This window comes from Brucella pseudintermedia, assembly GCF_008932435.1.
GTDB classification, from domain to species: Bacteria; Pseudomonadota; Alphaproteobacteria; order Rhizobiales; family Rhizobiaceae; genus Brucella; species Brucella pseudintermedia.
Genome location: NZ_WBWE01000019.1, coordinates 21686 through 44720, shown reverse-complemented (window position 1 = coordinate 44720; position 23035 = coordinate 21686). Strand labels below are relative to the sequence as shown.

Sequence of the window (23035 nt, the reverse complement as noted above, 5' to 3'; positions counted from 1 at the left end):
GACGGCGACGTCGTGCTCGTCGACCTTGCCCGCTGCATGCCGACCCCGCCGGGCATCTTCGTGCTGTTCGACGGCATGGGGCTCGTCGCCAAACGCCTCGAGCACATCCCGAATTCGGAGCCGCCGCGGGTGCGCATCATCTCCGACAACACGTTCTACAGCCCCTATGAGCGCACGGCCGAGGAGATCAGGATCATCGGGCGCATTCGCTGGTTCGGCCGGGAGATCTGATCTTGATCGTGTTCGAGGAAGTGGTCGATGACGATCCGGCGCTCGTGCACTCGCCAATGGTGCGGGCAATGGAAAAGACCTTCGCCTATATCTACGAGCACGGAGCGATCCCGCTGACGCCATCAAAAGCCTTCAAACGCAGCTTCGTCCACTGGGCGGCCGCCGAGTTCGAATGGCCGGGCTATCTGGAGGCCGACCTCTTCGCCATCAACAAGGTGCTGAACGAGATCGACTTCGGTCCGCTGATGGACCTGCACGACCTGATGATTGCCCTGAAGATCGGGCGTCACTCCAAGGGCCAGTTCACGCTGACCAAGGCGGGCCAGTCCCTGGTTGGTCATCCTGGCCGGCTGTTCGGCATCATCACGCCGTTCTATCTCTTCGAAGTGGACCACCTGCAATTTGCACGGCGGCCGGAACGATTGCCGGGCAATTGGGACATCTTCCTCAATGTGCTGAATGTCGAGGTCGAGAATGGCGCGACCGCAACGGAACTGCGCCACACGCTCTATGGGCCAAAGGGCGAGTCAGAACGCTTCGATATGATCCTCAGCAACCTCTATGTTCAGGTTCTGCGTCCGCTATGCTGGACGGGGCTGTTGCGAGAGGATCGCGTTGAGGGCGCGCGACGATTCGATGATGGCCTGTTCACCAAGACGTCACTGTGGCGCACGGCGCTGCGCCTGGACACCGACAGGGACGTGCGGCCGGCAACGCACCACTGAGCAGGCCGTGCCACCGCGTAACGTTATCGCCCTACTGCACCTTGTCGACGTTGCGCCGTGGTGGCAGGGAGGGACTTCACGGGCGGCGTCTGCGGCCCACCATATCCGGAACCGGCATGGTAACAGGCCGTAAGGCAGTCGTTGCCGTTGATGGGGCTTGTTGAATACGAGATGATGCGGTTTCCGTTGTCGCAGATGCAGGAATAGAGATAATGCTTACCAAGGGACGGCGAGGATGCCTGCACTTTCTCAATCCGGTAGGCCGATGCCGTAGTGGCGGTGGCAATGAGGGCTGCCAGCATGGCAGTGACTTGTACGACGCGCTTCATGTGTTCCTCCCGAGCCATAAGATGTGGGCAGTGTAGGTCGGGCAATCTGAACCGCCGCTGAACGAGCGCCATCCAGTACTCATGATTGCGTACTAACCTGACAAATAATTGATTGTGCTTGTGTTTTCATGATTTCCACGTACCGTTCGCTTATCAGGATTGATTGCGAACGGTCTCATGCACGACGTTTCCTCCGCCCCCAACCCCTTGTCGCCCGACCGCATGTCGGCGGATGAGCGGCTTGGCGAACTCGGCCAGATTCTCGCCATCGGGCTGAAGCGGGTTCTGTCCGAACAGTCCAGTCATTTATCTGCTGCCGGCAGAGAAAGTTCATTCGACATTCTCGCCCTCAAACGCCGTGTTGGTCGTCGCAAACCGAGCAACCGAGTTGGAGGGCAATGATGCCAGGAACAAAGAGAAAGACTGACGCTGCGCCATGGCAACCGGGCAACCGCGATGCGGCGGACGCGAGCGTGGTCACGCAGCTTGCAGCGCTGAAACGAATGACGGTGGTCGAGCTGAAGGCGAAGTGGGAAAGCCTCTTCGGCACGCCCGCTCCGAACAATAGCCGCAGTTACCTCGAACTGAGGCTCGGCTACCGGGTCCAGGAACTGACCCTCGGCGGCCTGTCCCGCGAGACGCGGCGGACGCTTGACTTGCTGGCCGACGAAATCGAGGGCCGGGTCGGGCGCGAGACGATCATCGCAGATTCCCGCAACCCGGTGGTCGGCACCCGCCTCGTGCGTGAATGGGACGGGGTGGAGCACACCGTCACAGTGACGAAGGACGGCTTCGACTGGCAGGGGCGCAAGTTCAAGTCGCTGTCGGCGGTGGCGCGGGCGATCACCGGCACGCAGTGGAACGGCTACCGCTTCTTCGGCTTGCGCGAGGCCCGGAGGGACGACCGATGAGCCGTCATCAGGAAGCCGTCGCGGTCGTTCCGCGCCGCCAGCGCTGCGCCATCTATACCCGCAAGTCGAGCGAGGAAGGGCTCGACATGGAGTTCAACAGCCTCGACGCCCAGCGCGAGGCTTGCGAGGCCTTTGTGACGAGCCAGAAGGCGGAAGGCTGGGCCACCATTCGCGAACGCTACGACGATGGCGGCTTCTCCGGTGGCACGCTGGAGCGTCCCGGCCTGAAGCGCCTCATTCAGGACGTCGAGGCCGGTCTGATCGATGTGATCGTGGTCTACAAGATCGACCGGCTGTCGCGCTCGCTGATGGATTTCGCCAAGCTGGTCGAGATTTTCGACCGCAATCAGGTGACTTTCGTTTCGGTCACGCAGTCGTTCAACACCACGACCTCGATGGGCCGCCTGACCCTGAACATCCTCCTCAGCTTCGCACAGTTCGAGCGGGAGGTGATCGGCGAGCGCATCCGCGACAAGGTCGCGGCATCCCGCAAGCGCGGCATGTGGATGGGCGGTCACGTCCCGCTGGGCTACGACGTGCGCGACCGAAAGCTCGTGGTCAACGAGGCCGAGGCCGCGACGGTCCGGATGATCTTCGAGCGCTTCGTCGCCATCGGCTCCGCCACGACGCTGGCGAAAGCGCTGGCGGCCGAAGGCGTGCTGAACAAGCGCGGCAAGCCGATCGACAAGGGCTTCCTCTACAAACTGATCAACAATCGGGTCTACCTCGGCGAAGCCGTGCACAAGGGCACGGCCTATCCGGGCGAGCACGAGGCCATCATCGATCAGACCCTTTGGGACAAGGTGCACAGCATCCTGCAGGAGAGCCCGCGCCTGCGGGCGAAGAATACCCGCCGCCAGACGCCGGCCCTACTGAAGGGGATCATCTTCACCGAGACGGGCACGGCGATGACGCCGACGGCGACGAAGAAGGGCACGCGCCTCTACCGCTACTATGCGTCGATGGACCTGATCCGAAACCGCCCGACCGGCGACGCCTCGCGCCCGCTGCGCTTGCCCGCAGGCATGGTCGAGGACGCCGTGGTCGGCGAAATCCGCCGTATGATCCGCGCGCCCGAGATAGCGGCGCGGACGATCAAGGCCCTTCGCGACGAGAGCTCGACCGTCGATGAGAAGGCGGTCGTCCAGGCGCTGGGCGAATTCGACCAGCTCTGGGCGGCGCTCTACCCGGCGGAGCAAACCCGCATCGTCCAGCTTCTGGTCGAGCGGGTGACTGTCGGTGAAGACGGCATCGCCGTTGATTTGCGCCATGAGGGGCTGGGCTCGGTCCTGCGGGACATGATGGCTCCCCGCCAGACGGAGGCCTGCGCATGACCGACTCGACGAACACCATCCGCGTCGTCATCCCCCTGACGATCCGCAAACGCAATGGGCGGCCGAAGATCCTGCCGCCCGACGAGGTAACCTTACGGAATGGGCGGGCGCAGGATCCGCATGTGCTGCGCGCCATAGCCCGCGCCTGGAGCTGGCGGCGGAAGCTGGAATCCGGTGCCGCTTCCACGATCCAGGACATCGCGGCGGCCGAGAAGGTCTCCGACCGGTTCGTGAGCCGCATGATGCGGCTCGCCTATCTGTCGCCGGAGGTGCTCGAATACCTCGTCATCAGGCGCGTACCGCCGGCACTCTCGCTGAACGACCTCGTTGCGGTAGCCGATCGGCCGTGGGCGGAGCAGATGGATATGGTTTTTCGTTCGTAACTCTGTAGCTCCCGCCGTCTGAGCGACGGCAACAATTTCACACTAACAGGATGTTCAGAATATCGATATTGATATCTGAGATATAATAGATCATTATCTCAATATCATATGCGATTTGCAGGATATCGAGCAGTGATCACTGGCCCCCAGATGCGCGCGGCGCGTGCCCTTCTCGGCATCGACCAGAAAACCCTGGCCGAACTGTCCGGGCTGTCCGTCCCGACCATCCAGCGCATGGAGGCCAGCGCCGGCAACGTGCGTGGCGTCGTCGACAGCCTCACCAAGGTCGTCGCCGCGCTCGAATTCGCCGGTGTTGAGCTGATCGGTGAAGGCACGCCCAGCACGGCTGGCGGGCGCGGCGTTCGCTTGAAATCTCCACCCCCGAAACACTAACCCCAGACTTCGCGACGGCGACCGCCGACGACATGCCGACGATCCCGCCGCAACCCGTTCAAGGTGCGGCCCAAGATGAAAGACCAGACCAGACAGACCGGCGACTTGCCCAGCTTCGCCGAGCTCTATACCCCGAAACTCGTAACCGTCCTGCGCGAGGGTTATGGGCTGACGCAGCTGCGGGCGGATGCCATTGCCGGACTGACCGTTGCCATCGTGGCGCTGCCGCTTTCCATGGCGATCGCCATCGCCTCGGGAGCGACCCCGGCGCAGGGGCTCTATACCGCCATTGTCGGCGGCTTCTTCGTCTCGCTTCTCGGCGGATCGCGGTTCCAGATCGGCGGTCCTGCGGGCGCCTTCATCGTGCTGGTTGCGGCGACGGTCGCGCAACACGGGATGGAAGGGCTGATCCTTGCGACCTTCCTCTCGGGCCTGATGCTGGCGGCGGTCGGCTTCCTTCGGCTCGGCACCTTCATCAAGTTCATTCCCTTCCCGGTGACGGTCGGCTTCACCGCGGGGATCGCGGTCATCATCTTCGCGAGCCAAATCAAGGAACTCTTGGGCCTGACGCTGGAGCATGAACCGGGTGAGTTGCTGGAAAAGCTCCCAGCTCTGTGGGAGGCCCGTTCGAGCCTGACGCCCGCCGCGCTTCTCGTCTCGGCGGCTACCGTGGCGATCATCCTCGGGCTTCGTCGCTGGCGACCGCATTGGCCGGGCATGCTGATCGCGGTGGGTGTCGCGGCCCTAGCGACGGCGCTCCTGCACCTGCCGGTCGCGACTATCGGCACGAAGTTCGGCGGTATCCCCTCGACGCTGCCGGCTCCCAGCCTGCCGGACCTGTCAGTCGAGAAGATCATGGCGGTTCTTCCGGCTGCGATCTCCTTCACGCTTCTGGGCGCCATCGAGTCGCTTCTTTCGGCCGTGGTCGCCGATGGCATGACCGGGCGTCGACACCGCTCGAACTGCGAGCTTGTGGCGCAGGGTGCGGCCAATATCGGCTCGGCCCTCTTCGGCGGCTTCTGCGTCACCGGCACCATCGCGCGGACCGCGACGAACGTGCGCTCGGGCGCGCATGGTCCGGTCGCTGGCATGTTGCATGCGCTGTTCATCCTGCTCTTCATGGCTGTAGCCGCGCCGCTCGCCGCCTACATTCCGCTGGCCGCGCTTGCGGGTGTCCTCGCCGTCGTCGCCTGTAACATGATCGAGAAGCCCGCCATCGCCATCCTCGTCCGCTCAGGCTGGGGCGAAGCGACGGTGCTGGCCGCGACCTTCTTCTTGACCATCTTCCGCGACCTGACCGAGGCCATCGTCGTGGGCTTCGCGCTCGGCTCGGTGCTGTTTATCCAGCGGATGAGCAAGACCACCGCCATCGCCACCCACACGCCCTTCGTGGGACGGGACGAGGCAGACAGCGCGCACCCCCGTGGCAGCTATGACGAAGAGGTCGCTGCGAACCCGGAAGTCGTGGTCTACCGCATCACCGGCGCGCTCTTCTTCGGTGCGACCGCTTCCATCGGCTCGGTGCTCGACCGCATCCAGGACAGCCACAAGGCGCTGATCGTCGATTTCTCGGCGGTGCCTTTCCTCGACTCGACGGGCGCCAACATGATCGAAGGTCTCGCGCACAAGGCCCACAAGCGCGGCGTCGCGCTCTGGCTCACGGGGGCCAGCCGCGACATCAAAAGGGTCTTCGTGACACACGGGCTGAAACGGCCTCTGGTCCACTACGCAACCACAATCGAGGATGCGATGGCAAAGCTCCGCAAAAGACCTTGGACGATCAGCCCGTGAACAAAGCCATCAACCAAAGCATGGCGCTGAATTAGGGCTATTGCGGGCAACCGCTCGTCGTCTCGCTATGAAACGCCTACCGCGCGTTCTCTGGCTGGCGACGCCAGCCGGGAGAACGGCCGCAGAAGGTGCGCCGATCCGATGGATGGAACTGGCTGAAAACGCTGGCTTTCGCGAAGCCGAACCGCTCGGAGCGAGGTTCGCTCGGTTAGAGACGAAGGGCCATTTGGAGACAGAAATTGGACCCGGCGCCAGTCTCCGAGGTTCGACTGCATCGGCTAAACGCCTTTGAAACAAAAAGAAAAAGGCCCCCATCGGGAGCCTCATCTCGGGTTCGCTACAAGATAATGGCGGAGGGAAAGGACTCATCCTCTAACTCTCTGATAAGCCATGGCGAATCGTCCACAACTCCTGCCCACTTCCAGGCATTTCCTCGTATGCGCAGCTTTACGCAGTTCGCAAACGCGAGTGGCCAGCCGCGCTCATGCGGACATTTCACGTAGCCCTGCTCACCATTGCGCAACAATCTGACTGGTTTGTGCAAAGAATAGCGCTCACGAGTGAATCCAGGAGAATCGTGGCGAATTGCTTCGTAAATCTTGGAGGGAAAGGACTCTTCGACAAACTCGCTCGAAGTATGCCCCACATCGCGCCAGCACGCCTTCGTATTCGCAAGTGAATCTTCGCTTTCGAGGAACTTCTCTGTTCAAGACGAGACGAGGCAACGCCCCGGTTTTGTGGCTCCCGCCAGTATTACCTTGATAGTTTTTTCCGGCCACGCCTTCGTCGTGTCGCATTCCAACTTGCCAAGACGAAAGGACACGAAAATGAAGGCAACATGCATGAACCAACTTGAACTGGCGGTGCGCTGGGGGATCAGCCATCGCACACTTGAGCGGTGGCGTTGGACTGGTGAAGGGCCGAAGTTCCTCAAAGTAGGCGGCAGGGTAGTCTATCGCCTGTCCGATGTCGAGGAATACGAGCAGTCGATTGTCCGCTCCAGCACCTCCGACCGTGGCCAGGCTCAGCAAGCCGACGCTTGACCGAGCTGGATGATGGCGGCCTCACATGCGCTTGGGGGTCGTCATCATCAGCCGAAACACTCCATCAGCCATCCGACCAAATACAAGAAAACCGGGTCAAATCAGACTTCTTTTGGTTTACTCCTGCTTGTGTCGGTGAGATACTGGATGCTCGAATCATGCTGGCTGAAAGGGCCGCACCATGTCCGATCGCTGGGTCTCCGTGGAGGAGATCGCTGAATATCTCGGTGTCAGCAAAGACACGGTCTACGGCTGGATCGCGAAGAAGGAGATGCCGGCCCACAAAGTCGGGAGGCTTTGGAAGTTCAAAACCGACGAAGTTGATGACTGGGTGAGGCACGGGAAAGCATCGGACGATCAAAAGGAAGGCGAGGCGGCCGAGGCCGATTCACAGAAGGGGGAAAATGCGGGGGGAGAGAAAGCTGATGGCTGATGTCGCGTGCGTCGACTTGTTCTGTGGAGCCGGCGGGCTTACGCATGGCCTGATCTCGGAGGGCGTTCGGGTCGTCGCGGGCATTGACGTCGATGAAGCCTGCCGCCACCCATTTGAAGCCAATAACGCAGCGCGCTTTATAAATGAAGATGTGGGGCGCCTGGCTCCGAAACATCTGAATGACCTGTTCGGCGACGCCGAAATCCGGGTGCTGGCCGGGTGCGCCCCCTGCCAGCCATTTTCCACCTACGCCCAGCGCTACGATGTCGTTGGAAGCCCCCGTTGGGGTCTTCTCTACCAGTTCGGGCGGCTGATCAAAGCCACGCGCCCCGACTTGGTCACTATGGAGAATGTGCCTTCGGTAGCCAAACACACGGTGTTCGATGACTTCGTCGAGACTCTCCAGAAATCGGGCTACTACGTCCACCAAGCGGTAGTCGATTGCTCCCTTTATGGATTGCCGCAGAACCGGCGGCGCATGGTGCTATTGGCCTCTCGGCTTGGACCAATCGAGCTGCTCGCCCCGACACACAGCCGCCCGAAGACCGTTCGCGAGGCGATCGGCATCCTCGCGCCGATCGCTCACGGCGAAGCCCATCCCAAGGATGTGCTGCATGCCGCATCAAAGCTCTCAGACCTAAATCTTCAAAGAATTCGCGCCTCTCGACCGGGTGGAACATGGCGAGACTGGCCGAAACATCTCATTGCCGACTGCCACCGGCGTGAGACGGGCCGTACCTATCCGGGCGTCTATGGCCGGATGGTATGGGATGAGCCCGCTCCGACTTTGACCACCCAGTTCTACGGCTTCGGGAACGGTCGGTTCGGACACCCCGAGCAGGACCGAGCCATCTCTCTGCGAGAAGGCGCAATTCTTCAGGGCTTCCCCAAGTCCTATTCCTTCATACCCGACGGAGCTCCCGTTCATTTCAAGGCCTTGGGTCGGATGATTGGAAACGCCGTTCCGGTCACTCTGGGCGAGGTGATCGGCCGGAGCATTGCTGCCCATCTGGGGATCAAGGTCCAGAAGGCGAAGAGAAAGAAGAAGGGAGCCGTGCCGGATGACGCGCGTAAGTCCCTCGTCGCATGACGCCAGTCGTCGCATGGCACGCGTGCGACAGAAGGGCACGCGTGCGGAGATCGACCTCCGCAAGGCTCTGCATGCCAAGGGGCTGCGCTATCGCCTCCACGTTCCGCTCCTGACTAAGCCCAGGCGCGTCGCCGATATCGTTTTCCCCAGCGCGAGATTGGCCGTGTTCGTCGACGGATGCTTTTGGCACGGCTGCCCCGAGCACGCTTCCTGGCCGAAGAGCAATGCCGATTTCTGGCGGGAGAAGATCGAAACCAATCGATCCAGGGATGCCGATACCGATCAGCGGCTGATTGCTCTCGGTTGGGAGACGGTCCGGATCTGGGAACACGAAGACGCCACCCAAGCCGCGAACCGCATCGCCGAACTCGTCGACGCGCGCAGAAAGAACGGGGCCCATCTATGTCGATGACCGCAGATGAAATAGTGGCCGAGGTCGCTCACGCCACTGCGCCTGAGCCGGGCCAGCTGGTCGAGGCTCGCCGCCGACAATGGATCGTCTCCGAGGTCGAAGGCGGTTCGGTTGCCCCTGGACTTCCTAAGCGGCATCTCGTTCGGCTGGCCTCGATCGACGAGGATGCGCTGGGTGAAGAGATCGAAGTGCTCTGGGAGCTGGAGCCCGGAGCTCATGTGATCGAGCGGGCCGGGCTGCCGCGCATGACCGGACTGGATGACCCTTCGACACTTCAAGCCTTCCTCGATGCGGTGGTTTGGGGGGCTGCGACGAACGCCGATCGCGGATATCTGCAGGCTCCATTCCGCAGCGGTGTCAGCATCGAGGACTATCAGCTGGATCCGCTCGTGCGCGCGATCGACATGGCGCGCACAAATCTTCTGATCGCTGACGACGTCGGCCTCGGGAAAACCATCGAGGCAGGGCTCGTCGTTCAAGAGATGCTCCTGCGTCACCGCGCCCGCACTGTCCTCGTGCTCTGCCCTGCCTCGTTGCAGGAAAAGTGGCGCGTCGAGATGCAGGAGAAGTTCGGACTCGAGTTCCGGATCGTCGATACGGACTACGTCAAGCGTTTGCGCCGTGAGCGAGGTCTCCACGCCAATCCGTGGACGTCTTTTCCTCGTCTCATCACGTCGATGGACTGGGCCAAGCAGGGTGAAGGCTTGCGCCTTCTGCGGGACGCATTGCCTTCGCACGTCAGCCATCCCAGGAAGTTCGACCTGCTTATCATTGATGAGGCGCACAACGTTGCCCCGACCGTCGGCCGCTACGCTGTCGAAAGCCTCAGGACGCGGCTGGTTCGTCTGGCCGCGCCACACTTCCAGCACAAGCTGTTTCTCACCGCCACGCCGCACGATGGTTACACCGAGTCCTTCACCGCGCTCCTCGAACTCCTTGATGATCAGCGGTTTGCGAGAAACGTCCTCCCGAGTGACTCCCAGCTCGCCAGAGTGATGGTCCGTCGGCTGAAGAGCGATTTGGTCGATGCGAAGGGCAAGCCCATTTACCCCAAACGGCGGCTTGAGGCGCTGCCAGTTGAGTATAGCGAGGACGAGAGGAACGCCCGGAGGCAGCTGGAGACATACATCAAGAGTCGCGAAAGCAGTGCTGATGGAGGGCGGGCCGTCGATCACTTCGTGCACCAATTGCTGCGTAAGCGCCTGTCGTCGTCACCTGCAGCCTTCGCAGCGACACTGGAGCGACATATCGCGACGATCGAAGGTCGGGCGGCTAGCGATCGCAGCCAGAAGAAGTTCGATGACCGCATCCTTCGGCGGGCGATAGCGAAAACCGAAGAAGACTACGCCGACGATGCACAGCGCGACGCCGCCGAGGCTGAAGCGATTGAGGAAGCAGGCAAGCACGTCCGGCCACCGACCGACGAAGAACGCCGGATGCTCGACCAGTTGCGGTCCTGGGCTCAGCAGGCGGCTCGTCGAAAAGACGCCAAGGCCACCGCCGTGCTGGATTGGCTGGCCAGTCACCTGAAGGACGGTGACCAGTGGACGAACGAGCGGGTGATCCTGTTCACGGAGTATCGCGCCACTCAGCAGTGGATGCAGGAGATCCTCGCATCCCACGGCTTCGGGGGCGAGCGATTGGCTATCATCTATGGCGGCATGGACCCGAAAGAACGTGAGCGCGTGAAAGCCGCGTTCCAGGCCAGCCCCTCGGAGTCCCCGGTGAGGATACTGCTGGCAACCGATGCCGCCTCCGAGGGCATTGATCTCCAGAACCACTGCCATCTGATGATCCACCTCGAAATTCCGTACAACCCGAACGTGATGGAACAGCGGAACGGGCGCATCGACCGTCATGGTCAACGCGCGAGCGAGGTCGTCATCTGCCATCCGGTGGACGCTGCAGGAGGCCATGGTGAGGATATCCTCCGTGCGCTTCGCAAATTGGATGCGATGCGCGCCGACATGGGGAGCGTGAACCCCGTCATCGCACCTCAACTGCCCGACCTGCTCGAGGGGCGCCGCCGCGATCTCGATACGAGACAAGCCGAAGCCCGGATGGAGAAATCTCGTCGCTTCGTGAAGGCGGAGCGCGACCTTCGCGAACGTGTGGCCAAACTCCACGAGCGGCTGAACGAGACTCGGCGCGAACAGAGCCTCGTGCCCGACCACATCGAGCGGGCGGTACGCACGGCGTTGCGTCTTGCGGACAAACCCGACTTGGAGCCCGTGTCTCTGGCCGGTGCACCAGATGGCACGGTTTTCCGAATGCCGCCGCTCTCGGGTTCCTGGTCCCGATGCCTCGAGGGGCTAGAACACCCCTACACGCAGAAGGTCCGCCCGATCACCTTCGACCACGAGATCGCCAAGGGCCGTGACGATGTCGTCCTCGTCCACCTGAACCATCGGCTCGTCCAAATGAGCCTGCGGCTCCTGCGCGCGGAGATCTGGGCGCGTGACGACGTAAAGAAGCTTCACCGCGTAACCGTTCGGTCGCTTCCGGATGGGAGGATCGAGGGGCCAGCCGTGGTGGTGATGTCGCGCCTCGTCGTGACCGGCGGGAACCATCATCGTCTGCACGAGGAGCTCACGGAGGCTGGCGGCTATCTACGCGATGCCGGTTTCCGGCGGGAGGAACGAGTCACGGAGGTCCGACGATGGCTGGAGGAGTCGCACCCCGCGGCCCTGTCGGATGCGACGTTCGACGCATTGAGGACGCGCTTCGACAAACAGCGCGATTCCATACTGGCAGCCGTCGAGGCACGCTCGAAAGACCGGCTACGCTTCCTCGTGAACACAATCGAGACCCGGAAACGCAAGGAGGCCGAGGACATCCGCCAGGTCCTGGACGATCTCGAACGAGCGCTGAAGACCGAGATCGCGGCAGATCAGCAACCCGTGCAGCTCTCTCTTTTTTCCGAGGACGAACGCACTCAGCTCAAGCGTGACCGAGCGGCCCTCGAAGCACGCCTGGCCCGGATCCCGAAGGAGCGTGAGCAGGAGCTGCGCGCCATCGAGGAAAGGCACTCCAATGTCGTCGAGCACACCTTTCCCGTGGCCCTAGTGCTGCTGGTTCCGAACTCCCTCGCGACGGAGAAGCGCGGATGAGCAACGATCACGAATGGCTGAACCTCATCGAAGTCTCCGGGCCCTTTCTGGCGGTGCCTGTGCTGCGGGATGTCTTCCCGCAAGGCCTCGAAGCTCTGCCTTCCGGGCGGCCTCAGCGGCTTCGCCGGACCTATGAGGAATGGCGCGACGCCGTAGACATGGACGATCCCGACCTTCCAGCGCTGCACGCGGCCTGGATCGACGACGTGCTGGTCACCGCGCTGGAAATGGATGAGACGGTGCTACGCAAGGGCGCGACACTGCCTGAGAAGCTGACTGTCTCGATGCCCGAACACGGGGTCACGGTCGCGCCCGATCTGGCCGTCGTGAATCCAACGAACTCCGACGAACCACTTCTGCTGATCCACGTCTACCAGCCGGACACCGATCTCGACGCGACTCGCCGTTTCGATGGCCTCGCGATCACCCCGGCCGACCGGATGGTCGCTCTGCTCCGGGCGACGGGATGCCCCACTGGCATCGTCACCAATGGCGAGCGCTGGATGCTCGTCCACGCGCCCGTCGGCGCCGTGGCAGGCTTCGCGAGCTGGTATGCGCGGCTCTGGGGCCAGGAACCGGAAACGCTGCGCGCCTTCGTCAGCCTTCTGGGCATTCGCCGCTTCTTCGGCCCCGATGACGGAAAGCTGCCGGCGCTATATGAGCGGTCGCTGAAGCACCAGGACGAAGTGACCGACGCGCTGGGAGAACAGGTCCGGCGCGCCGTAGAAGTGCTCGTTCAGGCCCTCGACCGCGCCGACCAGGATCGCAATCGCGAACTTCTGCGCGATGTCGATCCACGAGAGCTCTACGAGGCCGGTCTGACGGTGATGATGCGGCTCGTCTTCCTGCTATCGGCCGAGGAACGCGGCCTGCTCCTGCTCGGCGATCCCCGCTACGACTCTTTCTACGCCATCTCCAGCCTGCGGATGCAGCTGCGAGCGGATTCCGAAGAGATCCTCGAGCGTCGCCGATCCGCCTGGTCGCGGTTGCTCGCCCTGTTTCGGGGCGTGTATGGCGGCATCGATCATCCGACGCTGCAGCTACCGGCGCTCGGAGGTTCGTTGTTCGACCCCGATCGCTACCCCTTCCTCGAAGGGCGCAAGAAGGGCACGAGCTGGCGCAGCGATCCGGCCGAACCGCTGCCGATCGACGACCGCACCGTTTTGCTGCTGTTGGAAGCGATCCAGACTTTCGAAGGCCGCACGCTGTCCTACCGCGCGCTCGACGTGGAGCAGATCGGCCACGTCTACGAGGGCCTCCTCGAACGCACGGTGAAGCGCGTCGACGACGTGACGCTGGAACTCGACAGCGGCGCGAAGGCCAAGAGCCCACGCGTGACGCTCGGAGAGATCGAGTCGGCGCGCCTGGATGGCCCGGCGAGGGTTGCTGAACTGCTGAAGGAACTGAGCGAACGCTCGGAGTCCGCCATCCGCAACGCCCTCGAGCGGGCGGCCGACGATCATCTCGCCGCGCGCCTCCTCACCGTTTGCCGCGGCGACATCGGTCTGCGCGACCGCATCCTGCCCTACGCGCCCCTCCTGCGGACCGACCCCTGGGGCTATCCGCTCGTCCACCACAAGGGCGCCTTCGTCGTCGTGCGCGGCGCCGACCGGCGCGAGAGCGGCACGCACTACACGCCGAAGAGCCTGACGGAGAAGATCGTCGAGGAGACGCTGACGCCGGTCGCCTATCGCGGTCCGGCGGAGGGCAAGGCGCCCGAGGACTGGGAGGTGAAGAGCGCCGAGGAGTTGCTCGACCTGAAGATCTGCGACCCTGCTATGGGGTCCGGAGCCTTCTTGGTTCAGGCGTGCCGATGGCTCTCGGATCGTCTGGTCGAGGCTTGGTCGGTGACGGAGGCCAGCGGCAAGCAGATCGACAGCGAAGGGCGGATCGTTGACGCCTCCTCCGGAGGCTTCGACCCCCTGTCACAGGACGTAGAGGAACGCGCCATCGTCGCCCGTCGCCTCGTGGCGGAACGGTGCCTCTACGGTGTGGACAAGAACCCGCTGGCCGTGGAGCTGGCCAAGCTCTCGCTCTGGCTGACCACCATGTCGAAAGGGCGGCCCTTCGGCTTCCTCGACCACAATCTGCGCAGCGGTGACAGTCTGCTCGGGATCCACGACCTTGATCAGTTGGTCGAGCTCGACATGAACCCCACGGGCAAGGCCCAAATGCGGTTGTTCGGCCGCACCATCCGATCAGCGGTCGACAAGGCGATTGAGCTTCGTGCGCGTCTTCGGGCGATTCCTATTCGCGACATTCACGACGTGGAAGCCATGGAAGCGCTCGACGAGCAGTCGCGTGGCGAAATGGCACTGCCGGTTCTCATCGCCGACAGCTTCGTCGGCATCATTCTGGCTGAGGACCGGGCCGGGGATAGGGCTGCACGTGTTGAAGCGCTTGCAGCATTGGCCGACGCGGCCACGAGTGGCGCCGACACTACGAAAGACCGGCTTCGACGCGATGCATCAACCGACCTGGGCAAAGACTCTCCTGATGGGACCGCTCGGAACCCATTCCATTGGCCTCTAGAGTTCCCTGAAGTATTTGCGAGAAAGAACCGGGGTTTTGACGCCTTTGTGGGAAACCCACCCTTCATGGGAGGCAGACTATTAGGTCGCCGACTGGGCCTATCCTATCAAGAATACCTCAAATTCGTCCGAAACGGCGTCGTCGGCTCCCCCGATCTTTGCGCCTATTTCTTCTTGCGTGCGTTCAGTCTCATTGGAACAAGGGGCTACTTTGGCTTGCTTGCAACCAAATCGATCACAGAAACAGGCTCCCGAGTAGTTTGCCTCGACCAAATCATTGAGAAAGGCGGCGTGATCTATCGCGCGAACTCGAGATTTCCGTGGCCCGGCAATGCTGCCGTTGTCGTATCGATTGCGTGGATTGCACGCGACGAATGGAAGGGTTCGAAAGTTCTCGATGACAGTGCGGTCCAAGCGATCAACGGCGCCTTGGAAGAGGACTTCCAGATAAAGCGGCCAGTGAAACTAAAAGCCTTGAAAGGCCTATTCTCGCAGGGACAAGACGTTATGGGTCGAGGCTTCGAGCTCACAGCCGAAGAGCGCGCCGAGATTATTTCTAAAGACCCGAAATGCGAAGAAGTTATATTTCCACTTTTTAATGGACAAGATCTCAACACAATGCCGAGGTTGATGCCTTATAGGTGGGTGATCTACTTCCGTGACTGGCCAGAAGACAAAGCTCGTCAGTATGAGCCGGCATTCCAGCGGGTTAAAGAGCTAGTCAAACCTTATAGGGACTCGTTAACTGGTCAGATCCACCAAGACTGCTTTTGGAAGCTTTGGGATCTAAGACCCGGCTTAATGCGGGAATTTTCCAAAAAAACTAACGTATTGGCTATCGCCTCAGTCACAAAATACCTGTGCGTGAGTCGCGTACCAACATCAGCGGTTTACAATATGCAGGTCAAAGTTCTCTTCTTCGAAGGTTGGCGGGAGTTTTCTGTTCTCCAATCCACACTACACGATACTTGGGCGCGATGGCAGGGTGGAACTCTTGGCGCCTCAACTCTTCGCTATTCCACGTCAGCTATCCTCGAAACTTGGCCAATGCCGAGCGAGCAGGCAACGGACCAACTTGAGCTGATAGGGGAGCGGTACTTCCAAACGCGCCAACAGCTCATGCTTGAGCGCTCGGCTGGCCTCACCGAGATTTACAACCAATTCCACAATCAAGAAGATCGATCCGAGGACATGGAGCGTTTTCGGGAGTTGCACACGGAAATGGATATCGCCGTCCTAAATGCCTATGGATGGAACGATATTGATCTTGGGCACTCATTTCGAGAGGTTGATTATTTACCCGAGAACGATCGGGTCCGCTTTACCATTTCCAATGGTGCTCGCATGGAAGTTCTAAGGCGGCTCTCCGAACTTAATCACCAAAGATTTGAAGAAGAAGTCGAGCACGGTCTGCATGGCAGAAAAGCACCAGGGGACGTCAAAGCGCGAGCTCGTTCTAGAGAAAAATCTTCTCAGCAATCCTTCAATCTTGAGGGCGCGTCCGCACTTGCGCCAAAGGTTGCGGGAAATCCAAACGGCGCGACTGAGGCGATTAGGGCATTTCTTGAGACACGGCGAACTTGGCTGAGCAAGTCGGACATCCTCACCTATGTCGACATCCCCGATGGCCAGTGGAATGCCGCGATCAACGATCTCTTGGCTCGTGGCGCCGTCGAACGCCAGGGTGAACGCCGAGGCGCCCGTTACCGAATTGCTGAGAGTGATTGACCATGGCCGATCTGACCACGACTACCGAACCATCCTTCAGCGCCTGGATCGTTAAGCGGACATCCAACGCGCCCCGCTATTCCGTCTGTATCGACCTGGGGCCAACCGCTCACGGCGCGATCGAGGAGGGCCACTGGGTCGTCGCAGTGGACGATGGCGGCAACGTCTCCGAGGTGGGTCGTATCTTTCGCATCCGCTCGGACATCGACGGCGCCACGATCCATTTCGGCCATTGGCACGCCGCCGATCCATCCGTACCACTCGCAGACCTAGGCTTGACCGCGCCGACCGGCCCCGCGGCGCGACTGCCATGGAACGAGTTCCTCCGCATCCTGCCGCTGCTCGGCATTTCTGACCCCGGCGCAGTGCCTTTGATCAACGATGTCGTCTACACCCGCGACCTCCTCGAACTCGCCGTGCGCGACGATCTGCTCGGCCCCGCCGGTGGGCCCCATGAGCTGATCAAGGACATGAGCGTCCGCGACCGCTATCTGGTCGGCAAGCTGGCGCCGCGGCGGCCGGATGACGATCAAGCGCCCCAAGTCGAACCGGCCTCGGCAGCCGAGGAGGTGGGCGACCTCGAGGATGAACGGACGGCGCCGCTGCACGAGCCTGGCGCCGAGTTCCCCAGTGTGTCCGGCCGGGTAGAGCCCGAAGACGATGCACTCGACGAGATCGATACGACGAACAACCAGTCGCTGGTTCCCTCCAGCTTGGGCCTCACCTTCTGCGTGGCGCCCGATGTCGGGAAGCTGGCCGTCGATGCACGGTGGGGACGGTACGAGCGGGTCCCGAACGATGAGCACGAGATTGTCAAGACGCGAAAGAATCGCCAGACCGGTCACCAGGAAGAGGTGAAGGTCAGGGTCTGGCAGCGCATCCCGTGTGGTGGCGTTGTCACGGTTCCGCTCGTCGACGGGCCGATAAAGCCGTCCACTCCCGACCCCGATCAACCGGACGTCCGCCTGCAGGGGACGGTTCGGACGAACAACAAGGGGGAGCGCCTGGTCACTTTGTTCCTCGTCAACGGGCAGTTGGAACCCGAAGACAATAAGGACCGCGCTTGGCTGTTCCAGCCGGAGATCACCGTCGAGGCCACCGAAGATCACGGGGACAAGGCGGTCTTTCGGCGTCGCCCCTCCAACGAAGTGGTCGTCGACGACCCGGAACGCGACCGTCTCGCGCTCATCTATCGCAACAGGCTGGAGTTCGCGGTCGGACACGGGGTGTCCGTTCACGCCGATACGACGCCCGAGGACCCTACGAAGGCCCATCGCGTCAGAACAGAGATCATCCCGCGTTACGAAGTCGCCGTCACCGAAACGCCGGGCCTTGATCCCAGGGACCGCCCTGCCATGCGGCGCATGGTCGACGAGGGCTGGCTCGACATGAAGCGGCTGGCGGAGATGGCGCCGGACGCGCTGCGCGACGCCCTTTCGTGCCTCGTCGACGATTACGCCGTTTGGATCGGCGAACAGAAAACCCGGCTGGGGTCGGAGATCACCGGCTTCGATGATCCGGGCAAGGACGTCATTCAGCGCTGCGAGGAGATCCTGCGCCGCCTCCGAGAGGGCATGGACACTCTCTTCGCCGACCCGAAAGCGATGGAGGCGTTCCGCTTTGCCAACCGGTCCATGGCGATGCAGCGTGTCCGAAGCATCTACGCTCTGAAGCGCAGACGGAACGAAGCCGTCGACGTGACCACTTTGGACGTGCCGAAGAACAGATCGTGGCGCCCGTTCCAGCTGGCGTTCCTGCTCCTGTCGATCCCGTCGCTCGCTGATCCGACTCACCCGGACCGGACGAAGCCGGTCGAGGCGTTCGCCGATCTCCTCTGGTTCCCGACGGGTGGTGGCAAGACCGAGGCCTATCTCGGTGTGGCGGCCTTCGCCATGGCCATGCGCCGACTGAAGAATGATCTCGGCGGCCTCGACGCATCACGCGGTCTCGCCGTCATCATGCGCTACACGCTGCGACTGCTTACTCTTCAGCAGTTCCAGAGGGCGACGACGCTGCTCTGCGCGATGGAGGTCATCCGTCGTGCAGACGACAAGACCTGGGGCAAGGAACCTTTCACGCTCGGTCTCTGGGTCGGCAATCGCGTGACACCGGGCACGACCGAAGCGTCTCACCAGGCTGTCGAGGCCATTCGAAACAACGATCGCAACAAGGCGGGCATTGCATCGCCTGCACAGCTGACCAGCTGCCCTTGGTGCGGCTCGGAGATCTCCGGTGGCCGCGACATCGAGGTCGACAGGATCGCCGGCCGAACGCTGATCCACTGCGGCGACAAGCTGGGCGGCTGCGATTTCTCGAAGGCGAAATCCACTGGGCAGCCTCACCCGGGCCTTCCCGTGAAAGTCGTCGACGAGGAAATCTATCACCGCCCACCGACGATGATGATCGCGACCGTCGACAAGTTCGCGATGATGGCGTGGCGTCCCGAGGTTCGGAACCTTTTCGGCCGCGTCGAGCAGGAATGCGGACGCCATGGTTTGCTCTGGCCGAGTCACGACTGCGGCACGGGGCACCGAGCGAGGGGGGCATATCCGGCCGCCAATGTGAAGCCGGTCCGCGCAATCCGACCACCCGACCTGATCATCCAGGACGAGTTCCACCTCATCAGCGGCCCGCTGGGCACCATGGTGGGTCTTTACGAAACGGCCGTCGACGAGCTGAGCAGCTGGGCTCTGGGTGACAAGAAGGTTCGCCCCAAGGTCGTGGCTTCCACCGCGACCGTGCGGCGGGCCGATAACCAGGTGCGCAATGTGTTCATGCGCCGCATTTCGGTGTTTCCCCCTTCGGGCCTGGACGTCGAAGACAATTTCTTCTCGGTCCAGAGACCCATCCGCGAGAAACCCGGCCGACGGTACATGGGTATCTGCGCACCCGGCAGCTCTCGCCCTGCGGTGCTGATCAGGACCTATACGGCGTTCCTCACCGCCGCGCAGGCGCTGTTCGATCGGTTCGGCCCGGTGGCCGACCCCTATATGACCCTCGTCGGCTACTTCAACTCGCTGCGAGAACTCGGAGGGATGAAGCGTTTGGCGGAAGACGACGTCCAAACGCGTTCCTTCCGCGTCGAGATGAGCCTGGTGGACCGACCGGGGCTCTCGCAACGGCGGGTCGAGGAAATCAGCGAACTGACGTCGCGCGTCTCGAGTCAGGACATCCCGCGGTACCTTGATCAGCTCGAGGTTCCTTTCGGTGGCACCTTCGACCCGGCACTAGGCAAATGGGTGACCAACAGGAAGCCCGGGGAGGCCCGCCCGATCGATGTCGTTCTCGCGACGAACATGCTGTCGGTCGGTGTCGACGTGAATCGTCTCGGAGTGATGGTCGTAAACGGCCAACCCAAGGGAACGGCCGAGTACATCCAGGCGACCAGCCGTGTGGGCCGAACGCCGCCAGGACTGGTGGCCACTGTGCTGACGTGGGCGCGGCCTCGGGACTTGTCGCATTACGAGACCTTCGAGCATTACCACGCGACCTTCTACCAGCACGTCGAAGCTCAATCCGTCACCCCGTTCTCGCCACGGGCGTTGGACCGAGGGCTCACCGGCGCGATGCTCTCCATCATGCGTCACTCCTACGACCCCTTCGCGGCAAATGACGGCGCTGGCGCCATGAACAGTCCGAGCCGCAAAGAGATGTTGGATACGATTGGCGCCGTCGCCGCTCGCACCTGGGAAGTCACGGAAGACTCGGGGAAGAAGACCCTGACCGAGGCCGAGATGAAGAGCCGCGCTGACGATTGGGCCAAAGAAGCGGGCGTAGGGGGCCGCACGCTCGTTTACCAAAAGCACGGCGCAGGACCCACCGCCTATCCGCTGCTTTCGGCGCCGGGCATCAAGCCTTGGACCGACTGGACGGTCCCGATGTCCATGCGCGAAGTCGAGCCTGGTGTCAGGCTCGTGATGGAGGACGATCGTTCGACGAGTGATCCGACTTGGAGACCACGGGTGATGCAGCCCCAGGAGGATCAGCAATGAGCAGGACACCCGTAGGAGAAATTCGACCGAGCCAGTTGCTTTGGACCTACGGCCCGGGCGCCTTGATCGACCTCCCGAACATGTCGGTGGTCACGATGGGGATCGACCGCTGGGAAAAGGACAGGTGTCAGCCGATACAAGAGGCACGGTTGCTCGCCAACGTCCGGGGCGTGCTCGGACCCCAAGTCGAATCATTGCGTATGCCGCCCGTGGGCGAGAGGGAAATCGCAGACCCGTTTTCGGCCGCCGCGCTGATCGGCGTGCCCGTAAAGCCCTTCCCGCGGTGGCTGCGCTGCGTCAAATGCGGGTTGCTATCACCCTATGACGCCGGCTTGTTCAAGCTGAAGGAAAACAGATATCGCCCTGAACTGACGCGTTTCGTCCATGAGGGCTGTCGTGGATCGAACAATGATCAAAGGGCCAGGGATGCCGATGCGGTCCCGGCACGCTTTCTCATGGCGTGTCGGGCTGGCCACCTGGACGACTTTGCCTGGCACTGGTTCGTTCACGGTGGACCTAGCACCTGTCGTGCGACGCTGAGGTTCTTCGAGAGCGGCGCGTCACTTCAAACCGAGAACCTGTGGGTCAAATGCGATGGCTGCGGCGCATCGAAGAACATGGCGCAGGCGTTTGGTCAGGCAGGTCGAGACAACCTTCCAGCCTGCCGAGGACGACATCCACACGTGGATCGCTTTGAGGACGATTGCACCGAGGAACCTCGCGCAATTCTCCTCGGCGCAACGAATAGCTGGTTCCCGGTCACACTCTCGGTTCTCGCGATCCCACAGGTGGGAAGCCCTCTGGCGCAACTGGTCGCGGATGGCTGGACGTTCTTTGAAGACGTCACTTCGGCGGCCGAAGTGGCGTTCGTCGTCAAGACCCTGAAGAAGACGGCGCAGCTGCCTGGCATCGAGCAGTTCACTGACGAGCAGATTTGGTCCGCAATCGAAACCCATCGCAATGGCGGACCGGGCGTCGAACAGAGCGACCTCAAAGGGCCGGAATGGGATGTCCTCACAGCCGAGAACCCACCCACCGACTATCCGCATTTCATGAGTAAGAAGGTGGGCGTACCCTCTGGCTTCGGTGCGGCGATCACACGCGTTCTGCTGCTTGAGCGGCTTCGTGAGGTGAACGCCCTCCTTGGATTCACACGAGTCGAGTCTCCCGATGAAGGAACGGGAGATGAGGCAGCCCCACGGGCCCCACTCGCACGCGCAGCACCGAACTGGGTCCCGGCCACTCAAGTTCACGGTGAAGGAATTTTCGTTCGCTTCGATGCAGATGCATTGAAGGCTTGGGCGAATAAAGCCCCAGTGAAGGCTCTCGACTCTCGGCTAAGGCAAGGCCATCGCGGATGGCGGCAAAAGAGGAACCTGGACCCAAACCAAGGTTACCCGGGCGTTCGTTATGTCATGCTACACACGCTCGCGCACATGCTGATACGGGAACTGGCTTTGGAGTGCGGCTACAACGCTGCGAGTATTCGTGAGCGTATATATGCAGACGTCGAGGACGGGAGGGATCAAGCCGGATTTCTCATCTACACGGCTGCAGCAGATTCCGATGGCACTCTGGGGGGGCTCGTAGAGCTAGGAAAGCCTGAAAATCTCGGGAGACTTCTGCGTCAAGCGCTGGATCGCGCCCATATTTGCGCCTCCGATCCACTCTGTTCAGAACACGATCCGAGCAAGGACCAGTCACTTCACGGCGCAGCATGTCACGCCTGTTCGTTCGTCTCGGAAACGTCCTGTGAGCGGGGAAACCGCCATCTCGATCGTTCTCTCGTGGTACCCACGCTTGAAAATCCCGACGCGGCATTCTTCGAGACCGTCTGATGGAAGCGATATTGGTCGCGGCCACAGACCTCGTGGCCATGTTATCTCCGTCGAGGATCGAAGCACTCGCTGATCGTGTCCGCGGCTTGATGCCGGTCGAACGATACGGAAGCCTGCATCAGCTCGTGAGCACGCCGGCTGCTCGCGCAGCGCTTGATCGCTTGATCGCCGCTTGGAAACAGACGGAAATATCAGGCGATGTTCTGGCCGGGATCTTGGTCGGCGCAGCCTTCGCCCGCCAACAGGCGCAGCGCGAGAACAGCGTCGAACTAGTTTGGACCGGCCCGACGACACCATTCGTCGCCACCCGCCGCACGGAGCAGGTGCTCTTGGATCTCATCGGTCACGCGCAAAGTGACCTCTTTCTCGTTAGCTTTGTTGCATACGACGTCTCCTCGGTGGTCGATGCATTGAATGCTGCAAGCACTCGCGGCATCGACATCCGAATTCTGTTGGAGACCTCCACGAGCCATGGCGGGAGCCTATCCGTCGATCCTATTGCTACGATGCGGCGGTGTGTTCCTTCGGCAGCGCTGTATGTCTGGACCGACCGGCCGGCACCGTTCGCCGAAGGACGGGTTCACGCGAAAGTGGCCGTTGCCGACGGCAATTCAGCCTTCTTGACCAGCGCCAACCTGACTGGGCACGCGCTGGAGAAGAATATGGAGGCCGGCGTCGTGATCAGCGGTGGACACGTCCCCGCAGGACTGCGTGCCCATCTTCATGCTCTAATCGAGACGAAGGTCATTCGGAAAATCTAG

The 23035-nt window shown here is 61.9% G+C and carries 18 protein-coding genes; 16 read left to right on the top strand and 2 right to left on the bottom strand.

All coding sequences use genetic code 11. The annotated features are described in order from the left end of the window. Both F9K78_RS20310 and F9K78_RS20305 read left to right on the top strand, forming a co-directional pair. The coding region (locus F9K78_RS20310) for a S24 family peptidase (protein ID WP_167518145.1) at positions 1 to 231 on the top strand (231 nt) is incomplete at its 5' end. 2 nt (positions 232 to 233) lie between these two features. Continuing rightward, positions 234 to 956: a hypothetical protein gene (locus F9K78_RS20305; RefSeq protein ID WP_109988930.1), complete on the top strand. Its 723-nt coding sequence runs from the start codon at positions 234 to 236 to the stop codon at positions 954 to 956. Positions 957 to 979: 23 nt separating this feature from the next. On the opposite strand, the gene F9K78_RS20300 is transcribed toward F9K78_RS20305, so the two are convergent. Both F9K78_RS20300 and F9K78_RS21995 read right to left on the bottom strand, forming a co-directional pair. Beyond that, positions 980 to 1285, bottom strand: a complete 306-nt coding sequence (locus F9K78_RS20300; protein WP_109988931.1) for a hypothetical protein — start codon at positions 1283 to 1285, stop codon at positions 980 to 982. 153 nt (positions 1286 to 1438) lie between these two features. Next, positions 1439 to 1591, bottom strand: a complete 153-nt coding sequence (locus F9K78_RS21995; protein WP_167518144.1) for a hypothetical protein — start codon at positions 1589 to 1591, stop codon at positions 1439 to 1441. A gap of 95 nt (positions 1592 to 1686) precedes the next feature. Between F9K78_RS21995 and F9K78_RS20295 the strand changes: the two genes are divergently transcribed. From F9K78_RS20295 to drmC, 14 genes are all read left to right on the top strand, one after another. Then, positions 1687 to 2196, top strand: a complete 510-nt coding sequence (locus tag F9K78_RS20295; protein WP_151682647.1) for a DUF2924 domain-containing protein — start codon at positions 1687 to 1689, stop codon at positions 2194 to 2196. Continuing rightward, positions 2193 to 3530, top strand: coding sequence for a recombinase family protein (locus F9K78_RS20290; protein WP_151682646.1), 1338 nt, complete (start codon positions 2193 to 2195; stop codon positions 3528 to 3530). The genes F9K78_RS20295 and F9K78_RS20290 overlap by 4 nt, the downstream gene beginning before the upstream one ends. Next, positions 3527 to 3913, top strand: a complete 387-nt coding sequence (locus F9K78_RS20285; RefSeq protein ID WP_113397367.1) for a hypothetical protein — start codon at positions 3527 to 3529, stop codon at positions 3911 to 3913. The genes F9K78_RS20290 and F9K78_RS20285 overlap by 4 nt, the downstream gene beginning before the upstream one ends. A gap of 132 nt (positions 3914 to 4045) precedes the next feature. Further along, complete coding sequence (locus F9K78_RS20280) at positions 4046 to 4306, top strand: helix-turn-helix domain-containing protein (RefSeq protein ID WP_113397368.1); 261 nt, start codon at positions 4046 to 4048, stop codon at positions 4304 to 4306. A gap of 75 nt (positions 4307 to 4381) precedes the next feature. After that, positions 4382 to 6097, top strand: a complete 1716-nt coding sequence (locus F9K78_RS20275) for a SulP family inorganic anion transporter (protein WP_113397369.1) — start codon at positions 4382 to 4384, stop codon at positions 6095 to 6097. Between the two features lie 827 nt (positions 6098 to 6924). After that, the gene (locus F9K78_RS20270) at positions 6925 to 7140 is read left to right on the top strand and encodes a helix-turn-helix transcriptional regulator (RefSeq protein WP_151682645.1); all 216 of its coding nucleotides are present in this window, start codon (positions 6925 to 6927) and stop codon (positions 7138 to 7140) included. Positions 7141 to 7321: 181 nt separating this feature from the next. After that, a complete protein-coding gene (mads1, locus tag F9K78_RS20265) occupies positions 7322 to 7573 on the top strand; it encodes a methylation-associated defense system helix-turn-helix domain-containing protein MAD1 (protein WP_051469291.1) in 252 nt (83 codons plus the stop codon). Next, positions 7566 to 8663, top strand: coding sequence for a DNA cytosine methyltransferase (locus F9K78_RS20260; RefSeq protein WP_051469293.1), 1098 nt, complete (start codon positions 7566 to 7568; stop codon positions 8661 to 8663). The genes mads1 and F9K78_RS20260 overlap by 8 nt, the downstream gene beginning before the upstream one ends. Further along, complete coding sequence (locus tag F9K78_RS20255; RefSeq protein WP_028032133.1) at positions 8635 to 9075, top strand: very short patch repair endonuclease; 441 nt, start codon at positions 8635 to 8637, stop codon at positions 9073 to 9075. Before F9K78_RS20260 ends, F9K78_RS20255 begins: the two co-directional genes overlap by 29 nt. Then, positions 9066 to 12185: a DISARM system SNF2-like helicase DrmD gene (drmD, locus tag F9K78_RS20250; RefSeq protein WP_235925487.1), complete on the top strand. Its 3120-nt coding sequence runs from the start codon at positions 9066 to 9068 to the stop codon at positions 12183 to 12185. The genes F9K78_RS20255 and drmD overlap by 10 nt, the downstream gene beginning before the upstream one ends. Beyond that, entirely contained in the window at positions 12182 to 16444 is a 4263-nt protein-coding gene (locus tag F9K78_RS20245; protein ID WP_151682644.1) for an Eco57I restriction-modification methylase domain-containing protein, read from the top strand. Before drmD ends, F9K78_RS20245 begins: the two co-directional genes overlap by 4 nt. A 2-nt stretch (positions 16445 to 16446) precedes the next feature. Beyond that, positions 16447 to 20436: a DISARM system helicase DrmA gene (gene drmA / locus F9K78_RS20240; protein ID WP_151682643.1), complete on the top strand. Its 3990-nt coding sequence runs from the start codon at positions 16447 to 16449 to the stop codon at positions 20434 to 20436. Beyond that, positions 20433 to 22274, top strand: a complete 1842-nt coding sequence (gene drmB, locus F9K78_RS20235; RefSeq protein ID WP_151682642.1) for a DUF1998 domain-containing protein — start codon at positions 20433 to 20435, stop codon at positions 22272 to 22274. The genes drmA and drmB overlap by 4 nt, the downstream gene beginning before the upstream one ends. Further along, positions 22274 to 23035 carry a DISARM system phospholipase D-like protein DrmC gene (gene drmC / locus F9K78_RS20230; RefSeq protein WP_028032137.1) on the top strand — a complete coding sequence of 254 codons (762 nt, stop codon included), beginning with the start codon at positions 22274 to 22276 and terminating at the stop codon, positions 23033 to 23035. Before drmB ends, drmC begins: the two co-directional genes overlap by 1 nt.

Bases quoted from the DNA above. Each gene is read 5' to 3' on its own strand.
- drmC (WP_028032137.1), top strand. From the start codon at position 22,274: ATGGAAGCGATATTGGTCGCGGCCACAGACCTCGTGGCCATGTTATCT.
- F9K78_RS21995 (WP_167518144.1), bottom strand. From the start codon at position 1,591: ATGACTGGACTGTTCGGACAGAACCCGCTTCAGCCCGATGGCGAGAAT.
- F9K78_RS20290 (WP_151682646.1), top strand. From the start codon at position 2,193: ATGAGCCGTCATCAGGAAGCCGTCGCGGTCGTTCCGCGCCGCCAGCGC.
- drmB (WP_151682642.1), top strand. From the start codon at position 20,433: ATGAGCAGGACACCCGTAGGAGAAATTCGACCGAGCCAGTTGCTTTGG.
- F9K78_RS20270 (WP_151682645.1), top strand. From the start codon at position 6,925: ATGAAGGCAACATGCATGAACCAACTTGAACTGGCGGTGCGCTGGGGG.
- F9K78_RS20255 (WP_028032133.1), top strand. From the start codon at position 8,635: ATGACGCGCGTAAGTCCCTCGTCGCATGACGCCAGTCGTCGCATGGCA.
- F9K78_RS20295 (WP_151682647.1), top strand. From the start codon at position 1,687: ATGCCAGGAACAAAGAGAAAGACTGACGCTGCGCCATGGCAACCGGGC.
- mads1 (WP_051469291.1), top strand. From the start codon at position 7,322: ATGTCCGATCGCTGGGTCTCCGTGGAGGAGATCGCTGAATATCTCGGT.
- F9K78_RS20275 (WP_113397369.1), top strand. From the start codon at position 4,382: ATGAAAGACCAGACCAGACAGACCGGCGACTTGCCCAGCTTCGCCGAG.
- F9K78_RS20260 (WP_051469293.1), top strand. From the start codon at position 7,566: ATGGCTGATGTCGCGTGCGTCGACTTGTTCTGTGGAGCCGGCGGGCTT.
- F9K78_RS20245 (WP_151682644.1), top strand. From the start codon at position 12,182: ATGAGCAACGATCACGAATGGCTGAACCTCATCGAAGTCTCCGGGCCC.
- drmD (WP_235925487.1), top strand. From the start codon at position 9,066: ATGTCGATGACCGCAGATGAAATAGTGGCCGAGGTCGCTCACGCCACT.
- drmA (WP_151682643.1), top strand. From the start codon at position 16,447: ATGGCCGATCTGACCACGACTACCGAACCATCCTTCAGCGCCTGGATC.
- F9K78_RS20285 (WP_113397367.1), top strand. From the start codon at position 3,527: ATGACCGACTCGACGAACACCATCCGCGTCGTCATCCCCCTGACGATC.
- F9K78_RS20300 (WP_109988931.1), bottom strand. From the start codon at position 1,285: ATGAAGCGCGTCGTACAAGTCACTGCCATGCTGGCAGCCCTCATTGCC.